This window comes from Spongisporangium articulatum (assembly GCF_044465595.1).
In the GTDB taxonomy this organism is placed as follows: domain Bacteria; phylum Actinomycetota; class Actinomycetes; order Actinomycetales; family Kineosporiaceae; genus Spongisporangium; species Spongisporangium articulatum.
This window is the reverse complement of record NZ_JBITLV010000001.1, coordinates 1267894-1284112: the sequence shown is the minus strand read 5'-3', so window position 1 is coordinate 1284112 and position 16219 is coordinate 1267894. Positions and strand designations below refer to the sequence as shown.

Sequence of the window (16219 nt, the reverse complement as noted above, 5' to 3'; positions counted from 1 at the left end):
CCTTGATCACGACCACGCGCGACTCAGACTGCGAGGTCGGCGCGGTCGCTGAACTTGTAGCCCAGACCGCGCACGGTGACCAGGAAGCGCGGGTTGGCCGGGTCGGGCTCCAACTTGCCGCGCAGCCGCTTCACGTGGACGTCGAGGGTCTTGGTGTCGCCGACGTAGTCGGAACCCCAGACCCGGTCGATCAGCTGCATCCGGGTCAGCACGCGACCGGCGTTGCGCAGCAGCATCTCCAGCAGCTCGAACTCCTTGAGCGGCATGGAGACCGGCTCGCCGTCCACGGTCACGACGTGCCGCTCGACGTCCATCCGGACCGGGCCAACCTCGATGGTGTTGATCGACGCCGGCTCGGCCTCCGTGCCGCGGCGCAGCACGGCGCGGACCCGGGCCACCAGTTCGCGCGCCGAGTAGGGCTTGGTCACGTAGTCGTCGGCGCCAAGCTCGAGGCCCACGACCTTGTCGATCTCGCTGTCCTTGGCGGTCAGCATGATGACCGGGACGCTGCTGCGGTTGCGCAGCTGCCGGCACACCTCGGTGCCGGGCAGGTTGGGCAGCATCAGGTCCAGCAGCACCAGGTCGGCCCCGTTGCGGTCGAACTCGACCAGCGCGCTCGGGCCGTCCTCGGCGACGGCAACCTCGTACCCCTCGCGACGCAGCAGGTAGGACAGGGGGTCGCTGAACGACTCCTCGTCCTCCACCACCAGGATCCGGGTCACGGGGTCACTCCTCTCAGTTCGGGTTCGGACGACGGCGCGGGGATGCCGGGTCCGATCGGCTGCACACTCTCCGGCAGCCGAAGCGTGAAGGTCGAGCCCTGGTTGGGCACGCTCCAGACGGTGACCTCACCCCCGTGGTTGGCCGCCACGTGCTTGACGATGCTCAGGCCGAGGCCCGTACCGCCGGTGGCCCGGGACCGGGCCGGGTCGGTCCGGTAGAACCGCTCGAAGATCCGTTCCTGGTCCGCGGCGGCGATACCGATGCCCTGGTCGCTGACCGCGACCTCGACGATCCCGTCGGCGCGGCGCACGACCACGGAGACCCGGGTGTCCTGCTCGGAGTAGGAGATGGCGTTGTCGACCAGGTTGCGCACCGCCGTCACGAGCAGGCTGTGGTCGCCGTAGACGACCGCGTCCCGGTCGGCCGCGACCACCACGTCGATGTTCTTGGCGGCGGCGGCCGTCCGGCAGCGGTCGACGGCCTCGGCGAGCACGTCGTCCAGCTCGACCGGCTCGGGCGACTCCAGGGCCCCGGCCACCTGCAGGCGGGACAGGTCGATGATCTCCTGCACGAGCAGGCCGAGCCGGCTGGACTCGCGCATCATCCGCTTGGCGAAGTGCCGGACGGCGCCGGCGTCGTCCGCGGCGTCGGTCACCGCCTCGGCGAGCAGGCTGAGCGCACCGATCGGCGTCTTGAGCTCGTGGCTGACGTTGGCGACGAAGTCGCGGCGCACGTCCTCCACCCGCTTGGCCTCGGTGCGGTCCTCGACCAGCAGCAGGGTCAGATCGGGGGTCAGCGGGGCCACCCGGACGAACACGACCAGCGTCTCGCGGCCCAGCGGCCCGAGGGGCAGCTCCAGTTCGCGCTCGCGGACCAGGCCGAGGGTCGTGGCCTCGGAGACCATCCGGCGCAGCTCGGCGTGCGCCAGGTCGAGCCCGCGCACCAGGCCGAAGGCGTGCGCGGCCGGGCTGGTCTTGACCAGGTTCCCGTTGCCGTCGAGCACGACGGACGCCGAGCGCAGGACGTTGAGGACGTCGGCCACCCCCGGCGGCAGCGGGTCGACCGGAGCGGGGGCGACCGGTCGGGTCGGCTGCCGCCCGCTGAGCCGGCTGAGGGCGACCCCCACGGCGACACCGGCCAGGAGCCCCACGAGGGCAGCAGCGAGCGCCGTCATCACGTCCACGTGGATCAGCGTAAGCTGCGCGGGCCTCCGGGTCAGACCCCCATGACCAGGAGGAACAAGCCTTTCAGTCGTGTTCACCCGCTGGCCGGACTTCGTTCACAGGGCGCTGCGACGGTTCCCCCGGGCGCGCCTCCTCGCGCCATGTCCGTTCGCCGGGCTCCTCGGCGCGGTATCGACTGCTCGAAGCTCATGAATGGGGACGGAAAGGGTGTCTTTCGGCATGCGTGACCAGTTCGAGACCGACCTGCAGTCGGTCAACGACGATCTCGTGGAGATGACCCGCCTGGTCGGCTCCGCGATGAGCCGCGCCACCACGGCCCTGCTGGACGCCGACCTGGTCCTGGCCGAGAGCGTGATCACCGCCGACGAGCAGGTCGACGACCTGCAGGCCGGCCTGGAGGAACGCGCCCTGGTGCTGCTCGCCCGGCAGGCGCCGGTGGCCACCGACCTGCGCGTCCTCGTCGCCGCCCTGCGGATGAGCGCCGACCTGGAGCGGATGGGCGACCTGGCCCGGCACATCGCCAAGGTGGCCCGCCTGCGCTACCCGAACTCGGCCATCCCGCCCGAGCTGCGCGCCACCATCCTGCAGATGGGCCAGATCGCCGAGACGCTGGTCATGAAGACCGGTTCCGTGATCGCCAGCCGCGACATCGCCCTGGTGGAGGAGCTGGAGACCGACGACGACGAGATGGACCAGCTGCACCGCAGCCTGTTCGCCAAGCTCCTGGCCCCCGACTGGGCGCACGGCGTCGAGGGCGCCATCGACATCACGCTGTGCGGTCGGTACTACGAGCGCTACGCCGACCACGCGGTCGCCGTCGCGCGGCGGGTCGTCTTCCTGGTCACCGGCGAACGGGTGGGTCACGGCGACCCGATCCCGACCCAGCCCGCCCAGGGAAGCTGAAGTCACCCGACTTCCACCCGTGGTCTGACGCGCCGGGCCGCTCCGCAGCGCGACAATCGTCGCCGTGAGTGACCGGCGGGCGCAGCAGCTGGTGGTCGACGCCGGTCTGGCGGTCGTCCTGCTCGGTTGCGTGCTGGTCGGCGGTTTCGGCCTGGGGGCGGACACCTCCTGGCTGTCGGCGCTGCTGGTCCTGCCCCTGGCCGCCCGCCGGGTCTGGCCCACCGGCAGCGCGGTCGCGGTCTTCACGGCCGGGCTGCTGCAGCTGGCCCTCGGCCGGCAGCTGCAGCTGGCGGACGTCGCCGTGCTGGTCGCCCTCTACTCGGTGACCGTCTACGGGCAGCGGACGGCGCACGTGGTCGCCATCGCCGGCGCGCTGGTCGGCAGCGCCGCCTCCGCGGTCCTGATGTGGCGCCAGGACAGCGGCACGGTCGCCGTCACGGTGTACGTGGTGCTGACCACGAGCTCCGTCGCCGCCTGGGCGCTCGGCCTGGTCCGCCGGATCCGGGTGCAGCAGCTCGAGGCCCTGCACGAGCGCGCCGAGCGGCTGGAACGCGAGAACCGGCAGCAGGCGGCCATCGCGACGGCCACCGAGCGGGCCCGGATCGCCCGCGAGATGCACGACGTCGTGGCGCACAGCCTGTCGGTGATCATCGCCCAGGCCGACGGCGGCCGGTACGCGGGCGCGCACGACCCGGCGGCCGCCGTCCGGTCGTTGTCGGTGATCGCCGAGACCGGACGGGCCGCGCTCGCGGACATGCGCGCGATCCTCGGCGTGCTGCGCACCCCCGACAGCACCCGCGACGGCCCCCCGGACGGCGAGCGGGTGCCGCAGGCCGCGCCGGCCGAACTCGCCCCCCAACCCGTGGACGCCGACCTCGACGCCCTGATCAGCAAGACCCGGGACGCCGGGCTGGCCATCTCCCTGGTACGGGTCGGGCAGGCCCGGGCGCTGCCCCCCGGCGTCGGGCTGACCCTGTACCGGATCTGCCAGGAGGCCCTGACCAACGTGCTGAAGCACGCCGGGCCGGGCCCGTCGGTCACCGTGATGCTGCGCTGGAGCCCGGGCGGGGTCGACCTGACGGTCACGGACGACGGGCGCGGCGCGTCGGCGAGCTCCGACGGGGCCGGGCAGGGTGTGCTGGGGATGCGCGAACGGGCCGCGATGTTCGACGGCACCCTGACGGCGGGGCCGCGCGCGGGGGGCGGGTTCGCCGTCCACGCGCACCTGCCGTTGCCCGCACCCCGCGCGACCGAGGAGGACGAGGCGACGTGAGCGAGCCGATCAGGGTCGGGCTGGTCGACGACCAGCAGCTGGTCCGGGCCGGGTTCCGGATGGTGATCGACTCCCAGCCCGACCTGACCGTGGTGGCGGAGGCGGGCGACGGGGACGCCGCGGTCTCGACGTTCACGCAGGTGCCGGCCGACGTCGTCCTGATGGACGTCCGGATGCCCGGCACCGACGGCCTGACGGCCACGAAAGAGCTTGCCCGGCTTGCGGATCCGCCCCGGATCATCGTGCTGACGACGTTCGACCTGGACGAGTACGTGCTGCGCGCGATCAAGGCCGGCGCCAGCGGGTTCCTGCTGAAGGACGCCCCGCCGGAGGAGATGCTCTCGGCGATCCGCACCGTGCACGCGGGCGACGCGGTGATCGCGCCGAGCAGCACGCGCCGGTTGATCGAGTTCGTGGCCGGATTGCCGACCGGGCCGCTGGTCGTGGGCGGCGGCCCGCAGAACCAGCAGAACCAGGAGCAGCCGGACGCCGCCGGGCCGGCTCCGGAGGTCGAGGCGGCTCTGGCGTCGCTCACCGAGCGCGAGCGCGAGGTCCTGCTGCTGATGGCGCGCGGCCGCACGAACGGGGAGATCCAGGCCGAGCTGGTCGTCGCGGAGGCGACCGTCAAGACCCACGTGGGCCGGGTGCTGGCCAAGCTGGGCGTGCGCGACCGGGTGCAGGCCGTCGTCCTGGCCTACGAGGCCGGGCTGGTCAGACCTGGGTATGACGGCGACTCCGAGTCGTGACTCACGGATCAGACCCGGCGCCGACGCGCCGAGCCTGTGAACCTCCCTAGCGTCGTACCCGTGACAATCAACGACTTGGGCAACACCGTCACCCCGGCAGTGCGCGCACGGGGGCTGACGAAGACGTACGGGCAGGGGGAGGCCGCGGTCGCGGCCCTGGCCGGGGTGGACATCGACTTCGCGGCGGGCGCCTTCACGGCGCTGATGGGGCCCTCCGGGTCGGGCAAGTCCACCCTCATGCACCTGCTGGCCGGCCTGGACACCGCCTCGCGGGGCCAGGTCTGGCTCGGCGACACCGAACTCACGACGCTCGACGACACCCGGGCCACCCTGTTGCGCCGGGAGCGGATCGGGTTCGTCTTCCAGGCCTTCAACCTGCTGCCGATGTTCACCGCCGAGCAGAACATCACGCTGCCGCTGATGCTGGCCGGCGGGAAGCTCGACCGGGCCTGGTTCGACACCCTGGTCGAGACCCTCGGCCTCGGCGCGCGGCTCGACCACCGGCCCAGCGAGCTGTCCGGCGGGCAGCAGCAGCGGGTCGCGATCGCCCGGGCGCTGATCACCAAGCCCGAGGTCGTGTTCGCCGACGAACCCACCGGCAACCTCGACTCCCGTTCCGGCGCAGAGGTTCTGGAGTTCCTGCGGCGTTCGGTGCGGGAGCTGGGCCGGACCGTCATCATGGTCACGCACGACGCCGTGGCCGCCTCCTACGCCCAGCGGGTGGTGCTGATCGCGGACGGCCGGATCGCCGGCGAGATCGCCGAGCCGACGCCCGAGTCGGTCGCCGCCGGGCTGGACGCGCTGCGGACGGTGGACGCCTGATGTCCAGCCTCACCTTCGAGCGACCCGTCCAGGAGTCGTTCTCCGGCAGCATGTTCCGGTTCGCGGTCGGTCAGATGCGGCTCAGCCTGCCCCGCCTGGTGGCCGGCGGGCTCGCGGTGGCGATCGGGGCCGCGTTCGTGGCGGCGACGCTGCTGTCCGGCACGATCATGCGCGAGACGGCCCGCAACGCCGTCTCCGCGAAGTACGCCCAGGCCGACCTCGCGATCGACGAACAGCTCAGCCCGCGGCAGCTCACGGCGGTGTCCCGGGTCGCCGGGGTCGCCTCGGTCGGCGCGGGTCTGAGCACCTGGGGCGACCTGAAGGGACCGCAAGGCCTGGCCTCGCTGCCCCTTTCCGGGCTGGTGGCCGACCCGGCCCTGCAGCCGCAGAAGCTGGTGACGGGCGCGTGGCCGACCGGAGACCAGATCGCCCTGCCCGAGTCCGCGGCCGAGCGACTGGGGGTGGGCGTCGGCGGGCACGTCGAGAAGACACTCGTGCGGACCGAGTTCTACAAGGACAAGCAGGGTCAGCAGCAGAGCCGCGAGGCGGCACGCAAGGACGTCACCCTCACGGTCTCGGGGCTGACCGCCGATCCGAAGGGCGCCTTCCGCAGCACCGGTGGCCAGGGGCTGGTGCCGCTGGCCACGATGGAGTCCTGGAGCACCTACGAGTTGGGGCCGCCGGTGCAGCTGGTCTACGACTCGGCGCTGGTCCGCACCGCGCCCGGCGCCGACCCGGTGACCGTCCGGGCCGCCGCCCAGCAGGCCATCGACGCCCTGGGCCGCAAGGCCAACCCGTACGGGAACGACACCCCGGTCCCGCAGGTCCGGACGGTGCAGGAGGCCCAGGACGAGGACGTCGCCACGCTCACCGGTGACACCCGCATCGTCACCGTCGTGCTGCTGGCGTTCGCCTCGATCGCGATGATCGTGGCGGCCATGGTCATCGCCAACACGTTCCAGGTCCTGGTCGCCCAGCGCACCCAGACGCTCGCGCTGCTGCGCTGTGTCGGGGCCCTGAAGCGGCAGCTGCGCCGGTCGGTGGTGATCGAGGCGCTCCTGGTGGGCCTCGGATCGTCCGTGGTCGGCGTGCTCGGCGGTATCGCTCTGGCCCAGGTGGCCCTGCAGGTGCTGCGCCGATTCGACGTCGCGCAACAGCTGCCGGGTTCGGTGACTCCGGGCTGGCCGGTGATCGTGCTGCCGATCCTGGTCGGCACGCTCGTCACGCTGCTCGCGTCGCTGGCCCCGGCCCGGGCGGCGACCCGCGTGGCCCCCCTGGCGGCGCTGCGTCCGGACGCCGGTCCGCAGTTGCGGGAGCGGGCCGGCAAGGTGCGCCTGGCCTTCTCGATCCTGCTCATCCTGTCCGGCGGGCTGCTCATGGCGGCCGGCGTCGTGGGCGGCCGGATGGGCGCCCCGGCGGCCGGGCTGCTGGTCGGGATCCTCGGCGGGGCGGTGTCGTTCCTCGGCGTCCTGCTCGGGAGCGTCTTCTGGGTGCCCCGGCTGACCGGCGGCGTCTCCGGGCTGATGGCCCGCAGCGGCGCCCCCGCGGCGCGGCTCGCGGCGGCCAACAGCGTGCGCAACCCCCGGCGGACGGCGGCCACCGCCACCGCGCTGCTCATCGGGGTCACGCTGGTCTCGATGATGGCCACGGGGGCGGCCAGTGCTCGGGCCTCGCTCAGCTCGCAGCTCGACACGAACCTGCTGACCGACATCCTGGTCCAATCGGTCGACCAGGCCGACCCCTCGAAACCCGTCCCGGCGCTGACCGCCGCCCAGGTGAAGGCGGTCGAGGGCGTCTCCGGCGTGACGGCGGCCCGCATCCCGATCAGCGCGCCCGTGAACCTGCGCCGTGACGCGGGTGACGACTCCGAGAGCGGGAACGGGACGACCGCGATCGGCATCTCGGTGGCGGACGCCCGGGTCGCGCTGCGCTCGGCGGCCGTGGCCGACGCGCTCGCCGACGGCAAGGTGGTCGTCGGGGCCGGCGCCACCCTCTCCCCCGACGGCTCAGGCGAGCGGCCGACCACCCTGCAGGTGCAGTCCTCCGACGGCACCTGGCGCCCCATCCGGGTGGCGTACGTCCTGGACGACAACCAGGCGTGGGCGATCATGTCGCCGCAGCTGCTGCGGCAGATCGCACCGCAGGCCGCGGCCTCGATGGCTTTCCTCCGGGTCGACCCGGACGCCGACCCGACCACCGTCTCGGAGGACGTGACCGACGCGGTCTCCAAGGCCACGCCGAGCGGTTCGGTACCGGCGGTCGAGTCCGCCGTCGTGGAGCGCGACGAGTACGACAAGGCGATCAACGGGGTCCTCGCGGTGGTGCTCGGGCTGCTCGGCATCTCGGTGGTGATCGCCGTGGTCGGCGTGGCCAACACGCTGTCCCTGTCGGTGATCGAGCGGCGCCGGGAGTCGGCGACGCTGCGGACCATCGGGCTGACCCGGCGGCAGTTGCGCTGGACCCTGGCCCTGGAGGGGATGGTGCTGGCCGCGGTCGGGGCGGCCTGCGGGATCGTCCTCGGGGTGCTCTACGGCTGGGTCGGCACCACGACCGTGCTGGGTGACGGGGTCGGCGGGTACGCCACGCTGGAGCTCCAGATCCCTTGGTGGCAGCTGGGTCTCGTGCTCCTCGTGGCGCTCCTGGCCGGCCTGCTGGCCTCGGTGCTGCCGAGCCGCAGCGCCGCCAAGGCCTCCCCCGTGGCGGCCCTGGCCACCACCTGACCCGGCGCATCAATGCTGCGTTTGCGCATGATCGACGCGAAAGGCCGCGTTGATCATGCGCAAACGCAGGTTCGGGCTCAGCGCGCGAGGTCGGCCGGGGCGTAGCGGGCCGGGACGGCGTGGTGGCCGACCGGGCGCAGCAGCTCGTCGGTGCTCGGGTCGGTGAAGACGTCCGCCTCCCGGACCAGTTCGCTCAGCACGGGGTTGCCGGTACGGTCCGGCCGGGCCAGCGCCAGGCGGGCGGCGACCCGACACTCCGCCTCGTCGCCGACGCACTCCCACGGCTTGGCGTCGGGGGTCAGCGCGAGCAGGGTGCGGAACTGGGGCAACTGCTCGGGGCGCTCCAACGGCTCGCGGCCACCGAAGATCGCCCGCAGCTGTCCGGCCGGGACGAACGGCGCGAGGATCAGGTCGATGAACGCGCACTTGTCACAGTCGCCGCACCACTGCTGCGCCCGCCGGGCGGGGTCGATCAGGAAGGCCCGGTTGCAGCTGCGGAACGTGCCGAAGTACTGGGACAGCTGCGCGAACCGCTCGGCGATCCACAGCTCGGTGAACGGGCGCAGCAGCGAGAAGTACTGCGGCGCGCCGCCCGTGGCCTCCTGCACCACCTTCTGCAGGCCGGTCTCGAACGCCTCGCTCTTGGAGTACTGGTGGTTGATCTCGCGGTCGCCGACCTTGAGCGTGGCCGACGACGCCGACCACTCGTTCGACATGACGACGGCATCGCGCCCCTCGAGTGCGGCCGCCACCAGCGCGGTCGCCGAGATCACTCCGGTGACCGGCACGTGCCCGTTGAGGAAGCCGAGTTCGCGCGACCGGAGGATCTTGGAGTCCATCAGCCGCTCGGCCCGCACCACCGGGTACCCGGTCACGACGGCCGGTTCCTCGATCGCCGCGAACCGGTCGCCCGGCCGGTTGACCACGAACAGCGCAGGCTCCGTGGCCTGGCCGCGCAGCAGCTCGACACTCACGATCGAGTCGACGCCGCCACCGAACGGGATCAGCGGCCGGCCGGCCACCGGCGCGTAGGGGGCGGGGGTAGCGCGGGTCAGCGGGACGGCCGCGAACGACGTGCCGGACAGGTCGAGCCCGTTCCGGTACGCGAACTCACCCAGGCCGTGCCGGTAGAACTCCTGCACGAAGTCCAGTTCCGTTGCCGTGAGAGCGGTTTCGCCGAAGTCTACGACGGGCGGCGCGGCGGCCTTGTAGTACGAGACGCCGGCCAGCAGGAACAGCAACCGGACCATCTCGGCCACCGCCGGGGCCGACCAGTCGCCGCCCCCGGGGAACCGGAACTCCTCGACGAACTCCAGCTCGTCGAGCGCGTATCGGCAGCGGACCCGGTCGTCGTCGGCGTCGACGTCGAACCCCAGGTAGTGAAAAGCCTCGGCCCGGAACGAATCAGCGTTCATGTCAGCCGAGCCAGCAGGCCGAACCGGCCGGTGGGCGCACCGGGGGCGGCCTCGAACCGGTGGCTGTAGAACGGGGTTCCGGGCCCGGTCTCCAGCCCCGCCACGTCGATGTGGGCGGCCGGCACGCCGCTCGCCTGCAACTGCAACCGGTTGGCGTGCCAGAGGTCGAACAGCCAGCGACCCGGCGCGCCGGGGTCGGCGCGGACCACGCGGTCGACGTCCGAGCCGAACGCGGCCTGCGCGGCGCCGCGCACGTCGGAACCCACCTGGTAGGCGTCGGGAGCGATCGACGGGCCGATCCCGGCCAGCAGGTCCGACGGTCGCGACCCGCCGTCCACCAGGGTCGACACCGCCGCCGCGGCCACTCCGGCGACCGTGCCGCGCCAGCCCGCGTGCACGACCGCGAGCGCCCGGCGCACCGGGTCGAGCAGCACCACCGGAACGCAGTCGGCGACGAGAACCGCCAGCACGAGATCCGTCTCGACCGTCACCAGGGCGTCGGTGGCGGGCAGCGCGTCGGCCTCCGAACGCGCCCCGCGCCCGGCGTCGGCCGCCCCGACGACCGCGACGCGCGCCTCGTGGGACTGGACGCAGAAGACCGCGCGGTCCAGCGTCGTGGAGAGCGCGGCGAGCGCCCGGCGCCGGTTCTCCACCACGGCCGCGGCGTCGTCCCCCACGTGCAACCCGAGGTTCAGCGTCGCGTACCGGCCCGCCGACACCCCGCCGTCCCGGGTGGTGACGGCGACCTGGGCCCCCGCCTCCGCGAACGCCCGGAACGGCTCGACGGCCAGGCCGCCGAATCGCTGCACCGGCACCGAGACCACCGCCGTTCCCCGGGTCGGGCTCACCGGCCCTGGTTGGCCACCGCCGCCGCGGCCTCGGCGGCCGCTGCCGGGTCGAGGTAGCGCCCGCCCGGCGTGGTCGGCTTCAGCTCGTCGTCCAGCTCGTAGACCAGGGGCATGCCGGTGGGGATGTTGAGCCCGGCGATCGCCTCGTCGCTGATCCCGTCCAGATGCTTGACCAGGGCGCGCAGCGAGTTGCCGTGCGCGGCCACGAGGACCGTCTTGCCGGAGCGGAGATCGGGCACGATGGCCGACTCCCAGTACGGCACCATCCGGACGACGACGTCCTTCAGGCACTCCGTCGCCGGCATCGCCGAACCCAGCTCGGCGTAGCGCGGGTCACCGGCCTGCGAGAACTCGTTGTCGTCCGCGATCGGCGGCGGCGGCTGGTCGTAGCTGCGCCGCCAGAGCATGAACTGCTCCTCGCCGTACGTCTCCAGCGTCTGCTTCTTGTCCTTGCCCTGCAGGTCGCCGTAGTGCCGCTCGTTCAACCGCCACGAGCGCTTCACCGGGATCCAGTGCCGGTCGGCGACGTCGAGCGCCAGATGGGCCGTGGTGATGGCCCGGCGCAGCAGCGAGGTGTGGACGATGTCGGGCAACACGTCCGCGTCCAGCAGGAGCTGCCCGCCGGCCGCGGCCTCGGCCCGCCCCTTCTCCGACAGCGGGACGTCGACCCACCCGGTGAAGAGGTTCTTGGCGTTCCACTCGCTCTCGCCGTGGCGGAGCAGCACGAGGGTGTAGGGCATGCGCCCAATCTAGTCGGTGGCAGAGGCACCGTCGGACGCCAGTCGGGTCAGCAGGGCACCGACTGCTTCGCGTAGCGGGATGACGTCGTATCGGACGACGTCGGCAACGACCCCGAAAGTCGTGTCGAAGTAGCGATGGGCCAAGTGGTCGCGCATTCGCGCGATCTCGCCCCACGCGATGCCCGGCTGCTCCGCCAGGAGTTCGGGAGGTAGGGACTTGACGGCCTCGCCGATCTCGATGATGCGCATGCGGACACCGTCGAACACCAGGCCATCGTCGAGACCGCCCCGGTCGAGGTGACTTTGGATCGCCTCGAGGGCGCGCTGAATGTCGCGGAGCCGGTGCTCGTGGCGGTAGCTCACAGGGCGACGAGTTCGTGGACGACACGCTCGCGGACATAGGGCTTGAGCCCGGACTCCGGTACGACGTCGACATCGGCCTCGACGATGCCCTTGAGTGCATCACCGAGCTGTATCAGCTTGATCAGACTGAAGCCCCCCGGTTGATCGACCGGCAGATCGACCAACAGGTCCACATCACTGTCCGGGCGGTCTTCCCCGCGGGCGACGCTGCCGAAGACCCGGAGATTCGTGACGCCCACCTCCGCGGCGGCGGCCTTCAGAGCTTCACGGTTACGCCGCACCCGCCGCCCGACCGGGCCGTTGAGCCGGGCCAGCTCAACGGGGTACGGCCTCAACTCGAAAACGAGGTCGAACCCCGCCGCGTCGACCAGAGCCCGCAACACAGGCACCGAGGGCTGGCGGCGAGCCGACTCGTAGGCACTGACCACGCTCTGGGTCAGGCCGGCCCGCCCAGCTAGCTCCGTCTGAGTGAGACCGCCGAGTAGGCGCGCCCGCAGGAGGGCCTCGGCCGCGCTCTCCTGATCCGTCATACTGCGAATATAGCGGATCGTAGTTATCGCGGATAGTGACTATTCCGTGGTCTCCAGCAGGTGCCGGAAGGCCTCGAGGTTCTTCGTGGACTCCCCGCGCTCGACGCGCCAGGCCCACTCCTTCTTCATCGAGCTGAGGAACCCGAGGGCCAGCAGCTCGTTGAACGAGTCGTCCGACGTGGCCAGCAGCGCCCCGAGCAGGTCGTCGACGGTGTCCACGGTCACCCCGGCCAACGGGACCCGCCCCACCAGGTACACGTCCCCCAGCGCGTCCAGCGAGAACGCGATCCCGGGCAGCTTGGCGTTGCGGTTCAGCATCCAGCGGAAGAACTCGGTCTCGTTCTCCTCCGGCTTGCGGATCAGGAACGTCGACGCGCTCAGGCCGCGATCGCCGACCAGCACCGAGACGACGGTCTTCAGCTTGCGCTCCCCGGGCAGGACGACGACCACCTCACCGCGCCGCTCGCCCGGCTCGCTGGGCACGTCCGACTGCTCGACCCACGCCGTCAGCGCGGCCGAGGCCGCCTCCTTGAGCCCGCTCACGTCGTCCACGTTCACGCCCCCGACGCCCCGGCCGTCAGCGCGGCGGCCAGCGGCCGTACCGCCCGGGGGCGCAGCAGCCGCGGCCGCTGCACCCGCCCGTACAGGTCGAGCGTCGCCGCCACGGTCGCGTCCCAGCTGAACCCCTGGGCGTGGGCGACGGCGGCCGACGCCATCCGGTCGCGGGCCCGCGGCGTCGCCAGCATCGCCTCCAGGGCCCGCGCCCAGTCCCGCGGCTGGTGACCGTCGACGAGCAGCCCGGTGAGGCCGTCCTGCACCGCGGTGCGCAGCCCGCCGACCCGGGCGGCCACGACCGGCGTCCCGCAAGCCTGCGCCTCCAGCGCGACCAGCCCGAACGATTCGTTGTGCGAGGGGACGGCCACCAGGTCGGCCGCCCGGTACCAGTCGGCCAGCGAGGCCTGCCCGACCGGGCCGACGAACCGGACCAGGTCGCCGATGCCCAGCTCACCGGCCAGCTTCTGCAGGTCGTCCGGCCGGTCGAGGCCCGTCCCGGACGGTCCGCCGAGGACGGCCACGACCAACCGCTCCCGCCGGTGCGGGTGCCGCTCGACCAGGTCGGCCGCCGCGCGCAGCAGCACGTCGGGCGCCTTCAGCGGCTGCAGCCGGCCGACGAACAGGACGACGTCGCAGGCCGCCGGCAGCCCCAGGGCGCGCCGCGCCGCGTTGCGGCCGTCGGGCTCGGGATGGAACCGCTGCAGGTCGACGCCGGGCGGGATGACGTCGACGTGCGCCGGCTCGGCCGCGTACAGCCGGACGAGGTCGCGGGCCTCGGCGCGGGTGTTGGCGATCAGGGCGTCGGCGGTGTGGACGACGGACTCCTCACCGTGCACGCGCAGAGCCGGCTCGGGCCGGTCGCCCGCGGCCAGGGCGGCGTTCTTCACCTTGGCCAGCGTGTGCATCGAGTGCACGAGCGGGACGTTCCAGCGCTCGGCGGCCAGCGCCCCGGCCTGGCCCGACAGCCAGTAGTGCGTGTGCACGAGGTCGTAGTAGCCGGCTTCGTGGCGGGCCTCCTCACGCAGCAGCCCCGCCGAGAAGGCGCACAGCTGGCCGGGCAGGTCGTCCTTGGTGAGCCCGGCGTAGGGGCCGGCCACGACGTGCTTCACCGTGACGCCCGGCGCGAGCTCGACCTCGGGCGGCAGGCCGCGGTCGGTGGCCCGGGTGAAGACGTCGACCTCGACGCCGCTGCGGGCCAGCCGGGTGGCGGTCTGCACCACGTAGACGTTCATCCCACCGGCGTCGCCGGTGCCGGGCTCCTCCAGGGGGGACGTGTGCACCGAGACCATCGCCACGCGCCGGGGCGCGCCGTCCCGTGCCTGTGCCATCCCGCTCGTCCCTGCCTCCCTGTACCGGCCTTCAAACCCCTCGGACGTTAACCCACGGGGCGCGCCTATGCTTCCGCGCCCCACCCAAGGGAGCGACTGTCGACTCCCTGCCGTTGCGAGCAGACGCCCCTACGCTTGACCGGTGCGAGCCAGGCCACAGGGGACGATCACCCGTGGCACCACCAACCCCAACCGGTTGCGCCGCGTCGACCGCTGGCTGGCCGGCCCCCCGGCGGCCCGGCTACGCCGCTCGGGTGACCCGCTGGTCGTCGACCTCGGCTACGGCGCGAACGGGCGCACCACGCTGGAGCTGTTCGACCGGCTGCGCCGCGTGCGACCGGACGTCGAGGTGCTGGGCCTGGAGATCGACCCGGCCCGGGTGGACGCCGCCCGCCCGCTCGAGCGGCCCGGGCTGACCTTCGCGCACGGCGGGTTCGAGATCCCGACCGGGCCACGCCGTCCCGTGCTGGTGCGGGCACTGAACGTGCTGCGGCAGTATTCGGAGGCCGAGGTGGCGGGGGCCTGGCGCACGATGCTGGTCCGGCTGGCGCCCGGCGGGCTGCTGGTCGACGGGACGTGCGACGAGGTGGGCCGCCGGGCCTGCTGGTTCGCGGTGTCGCCCGAGGGTTCCTGTTCGCTCACCATCTCTCTGCGCCTGGCCGGGCTCGAGCGTCCGGGGGTGGTGGCCGAACGGCTGCCGAAGGCGCTGATCCACCGGAACGTGCCCGGTGAGCGCGCGCACGACTGGCTGTCGACGCTGGATGACGCCTGGGCGCGCGCGGCCCCGCACGCCGACTTCGGGGTGCGGCAACGCTGGATCGCCACGGCCGAGGCGGTGCGGGACGCCGGGTGGCCGGTGCGGGACGGTCCGTCGCGGTGGCGTCTGGGCGAGATCACCGTCGAATGGCCGCCACCGAGCGGCGTTTTCGACTGATGCCGGGGTTCGAACGCCGCATCTCCTAGGCTCGGCGCGTGCGAGCGGTGGTGCAGCGGGCCAGCAGGGCCCGCGTCGAGGTGGACGGCGAGACCGTCGGCGAGCTGGAACGTCCGGGGCTGGTGGTGCTGCTCGGCGTCACCCACGACGACGGGCCGGCGCAGGTCGAGACGGTGGCGCGCAAGATCGCGCAGCTGCGCATCCTGCGCGACGAGCAGGCGGCGGTCGACGTCGACGCCCCGGTCCTGCTGGTCAGCCAGTTCACGCTGTACGCCGACACCGCGAAGGGGCGGCGCCCGACGTGGAACAGGGCGGCGCCCGGTGCCGTCGCCGAACCGCTCGTCGAGGCCGTCGCCGACGCGCTGCGGGGACACGGGCTGACCGTGCAGACCGGCCGGTTCGGGGCCGACATGGCGGTGCACCTGGTCAACGACGGCCCGGTGACGATCCTGCTGGAGTACTGACTCGCCCAGTGGAACGAAATGCCCCGCAAAGGGCCCTCACCGAGCCGCTTACGGGGCAGAACGTTCCACTCGCGAATGCAGGTCTAGCGGGTGCCGGCCATCTGGTAGCGGCGGGCGATCTCGGCGGTCAGGGTGTCGACCACGTTCTGCACCTGGCGGCGCGAGCGGCTGACGGTCCGCTCGATCGCGGTCAGGCCCTCGACGGCGTCGGTCAGCTGCAGGTCGTCCATGCCGGAGACGTCGGAGCCGCCGACGTCGGCGACGGCCCGCTCGGCCTCCCGGCGGTGCTCACCGACCCGGCTCGGTGTGGCGGTCATGTGCTTGCCGAGTCCGTGGTCGCCGCGCCGGTCGTCGGCCAGGATGCGGGTCAGCGCCTCGACGATCGCCTCGTCGCCCCGTGAGCCGGGTGGCGGGGTCGGGCGGCCGGTGCGACGGTTCTCCTGCTCGGCCTTGAGGATGTCGATGCGGCCCTGCAGCAGGCGGCGCGCGTAGGAGAGGTCGACCTCCTCCTGGTCGGCCTCCATCCGGCGGGCGCGGATGTCGGCGAGTTCCAGGTCGGCCAGACCGGCGAGGAAGTCCGGGGCGAGCACGCGGTCGATGCGGCGGCGCCCTCCGGGCATGTACTCGGTCACAACGCCTCCTGAGGCTGAGCGTGCTGCGGCAGGCCTCTC

At 72.8% G+C, this 16219-nt stretch carries 17 protein-coding genes; 7 read left to right on the top strand and 10 right to left on the bottom strand.

Going from position 1 to position 16219, the window contains the following annotated elements; genetic code table 11:
• Positions 1-23 precede the first annotated feature (23 nt).
• Both ACIB24_RS06075 and ACIB24_RS06070 read right to left on the bottom strand, forming a co-directional pair.
• The gene (locus ACIB24_RS06075; RefSeq protein WP_398276603.1) at positions 24-722 is read right to left on the bottom strand and encodes a response regulator; all 699 of its coding nucleotides are present in this window, start codon (positions 720-722) and stop codon (positions 24-26) included.
• Positions 719-1897: a sensor histidine kinase gene (locus ACIB24_RS06070; protein WP_398276793.1), complete on the bottom strand. Its 1179-nt coding sequence runs from the start codon at positions 1895-1897 to the stop codon at positions 719-721. Before ACIB24_RS06070 ends, ACIB24_RS06075 begins: the two co-directional genes overlap by 4 nt.
• Positions 1898-2126: 229 nt before the next feature.
• Between ACIB24_RS06070 and phoU the strand changes: the two genes are divergently transcribed.
• From phoU to ACIB24_RS06045, 5 genes are all read left to right on the top strand, one after another.
• The gene (gene phoU / locus ACIB24_RS06065; protein ID WP_398276600.1) at positions 2127-2810 is read left to right on the top strand and encodes a phosphate signaling complex protein PhoU; all 684 of its coding nucleotides are present in this window, start codon (positions 2127-2129) and stop codon (positions 2808-2810) included.
• Between the two features lie 64 nt (positions 2811-2874).
• The gene (locus ACIB24_RS06060; protein WP_398276597.1) at positions 2875-4083 is read left to right on the top strand and encodes a sensor histidine kinase; all 1209 of its coding nucleotides are present in this window, start codon (positions 2875-2877) and stop codon (positions 4081-4083) included.
• Positions 4080-4829: a response regulator gene (locus tag ACIB24_RS06055; protein WP_398276594.1), complete on the top strand. Its 750-nt coding sequence runs from the start codon at positions 4080-4082 to the stop codon at positions 4827-4829. Before ACIB24_RS06060 ends, ACIB24_RS06055 begins: the two co-directional genes overlap by 4 nt.
• 60 nt (positions 4830-4889) lie before the next feature.
• The gene (locus ACIB24_RS06050) at positions 4890-5651 is read left to right on the top strand and encodes an ABC transporter ATP-binding protein (protein ID WP_398276591.1); all 762 of its coding nucleotides are present in this window, start codon (positions 4890-4892) and stop codon (positions 5649-5651) included.
• Positions 5651-8371 carry an ABC transporter permease gene (locus tag ACIB24_RS06045; protein ID WP_398276588.1) on the top strand — a complete coding sequence of 907 codons (2721 nt, stop codon included), beginning with the start codon at positions 5651-5653 and terminating at the stop codon, positions 8369-8371. The genes ACIB24_RS06050 and ACIB24_RS06045 overlap by 1 nt, the downstream gene beginning before the upstream one ends.
• A gap of 77 nt (positions 8372-8448) precedes the next feature.
• Here the strand turns inward: ACIB24_RS06045 and ACIB24_RS06040 are convergent, their stop codons facing one another.
• Genes ACIB24_RS06040 through mshA form a run of 7 tightly spaced genes read right to left on the bottom strand, consistent with a single transcriptional unit; the run spans position 8449 to position 14150 of the window.
• A complete protein-coding gene (locus tag ACIB24_RS06040; protein WP_398276585.1) occupies positions 8449-9786 on the bottom strand; it encodes an endonuclease domain-containing protein in 1338 nt (445 codons plus the stop codon).
• Complete coding sequence (gene pgeF, locus ACIB24_RS06035) at positions 9783-10634, bottom strand: peptidoglycan editing factor PgeF (protein ID WP_398276582.1); 852 nt, start codon at positions 10632-10634, stop codon at positions 9783-9785. The genes ACIB24_RS06040 and pgeF overlap by 4 nt, the downstream gene beginning before the upstream one ends.
• Complete coding sequence (locus ACIB24_RS06030) at positions 10631-11374, bottom strand: phosphoglyceromutase (protein WP_398276579.1); 744 nt, start codon at positions 11372-11374, stop codon at positions 10631-10633. Before ACIB24_RS06030 ends, pgeF begins: the two co-directional genes overlap by 4 nt.
• Before the next feature lie 9 nt (positions 11375-11383).
• On the bottom strand, positions 11384-11737 hold the full coding sequence (locus tag ACIB24_RS06025; RefSeq protein WP_398276576.1) for a DUF86 domain-containing protein: 354 nt from the start codon (positions 11735-11737) through the stop codon (positions 11384-11386).
• Positions 11734-12267: a nucleotidyltransferase domain-containing protein gene (locus ACIB24_RS06020; RefSeq protein WP_398276574.1), complete on the bottom strand. Its 534-nt coding sequence runs from the start codon at positions 12265-12267 to the stop codon at positions 11734-11736. The genes ACIB24_RS06025 and ACIB24_RS06020 overlap by 4 nt, the downstream gene beginning before the upstream one ends.
• Before the next feature lie 39 nt (positions 12268-12306).
• Positions 12307-12810, bottom strand: coding sequence for a YbjN domain-containing protein (locus tag ACIB24_RS06015; RefSeq protein ID WP_398276571.1), 504 nt, complete (start codon positions 12808-12810; stop codon positions 12307-12309).
• A gap of 11 nt (positions 12811-12821) precedes the next feature.
• Positions 12822-14150, bottom strand: a complete 1329-nt coding sequence (mshA, locus tag ACIB24_RS06010; RefSeq protein ID WP_398276568.1) for a D-inositol-3-phosphate glycosyltransferase — start codon at positions 14148-14150, stop codon at positions 12822-12824.
• Positions 14151-14292: 142 nt separating this feature from the next.
• Between mshA and ACIB24_RS06005 the strand changes: the two genes are divergently transcribed.
• Both ACIB24_RS06005 and dtd read left to right on the top strand, forming a co-directional pair.
• Positions 14293-15084 carry a class I SAM-dependent methyltransferase gene (locus tag ACIB24_RS06005; RefSeq protein ID WP_398276566.1) on the top strand — a complete coding sequence of 264 codons (792 nt, stop codon included), beginning with the start codon at positions 14293-14295 and terminating at the stop codon, positions 15082-15084.
• Positions 15085-15122: 38 nt separating this feature from the next.
• Positions 15123-15548 (top strand): D-aminoacyl-tRNA deacylase, encoded by a 426-nt coding sequence (dtd, locus tag ACIB24_RS06000; RefSeq protein ID WP_398276563.1) that lies wholly within the window; start codon positions 15123-15125, stop codon positions 15546-15548.
• 83 nt (positions 15549-15631) lie between these two features.
• Here dtd and ACIB24_RS05995 read toward each other — a convergent pair whose 3' ends face one another.
• Positions 15632-16180: an RsiG family protein gene (locus ACIB24_RS05995; protein WP_398276560.1), complete on the bottom strand. Its 549-nt coding sequence runs from the start codon at positions 16178-16180 to the stop codon at positions 15632-15634.
• Positions 16181-16219: the final 39 nt, after the last annotated feature.

What these genes read in the sequence shown, in the direction of transcription:
- ACIB24_RS06040 (WP_398276585.1), bottom strand. Translation starts at nt 9,786, where the DNA reads ATGAACGCTGATTCGTTCCGGGCCGAGGCTTTTCACTACCTGGGGTTC.
- mshA (WP_398276568.1), bottom strand. Translation starts at nt 14,150, where the DNA reads ATGGCACAGGCACGGGACGGCGCGCCCCGGCGCGTGGCGATGGTCTCG.
- phoU (WP_398276600.1), top strand. Translation starts at nt 2,127, where the DNA reads ATGCGTGACCAGTTCGAGACCGACCTGCAGTCGGTCAACGACGATCTC.
- ACIB24_RS06045 (WP_398276588.1), top strand. Translation starts at nt 5,651, where the DNA reads ATGTCCAGCCTCACCTTCGAGCGACCCGTCCAGGAGTCGTTCTCCGGC.
- ACIB24_RS06030 (WP_398276579.1), bottom strand. Translation starts at nt 11,374, where the DNA reads ATGCCCTACACCCTCGTGCTGCTCCGCCACGGCGAGAGCGAGTGGAAC.
- ACIB24_RS06020 (WP_398276574.1), bottom strand. Translation starts at nt 12,267, where the DNA reads ATGACGGATCAGGAGAGCGCGGCCGAGGCCCTCCTGCGGGCGCGCCTA.
- ACIB24_RS06070 (WP_398276793.1), bottom strand. Translation starts at nt 1,897, where the DNA reads ATGACGGCGCTCGCTGCTGCCCTCGTGGGGCTCCTGGCCGGTGTCGCC.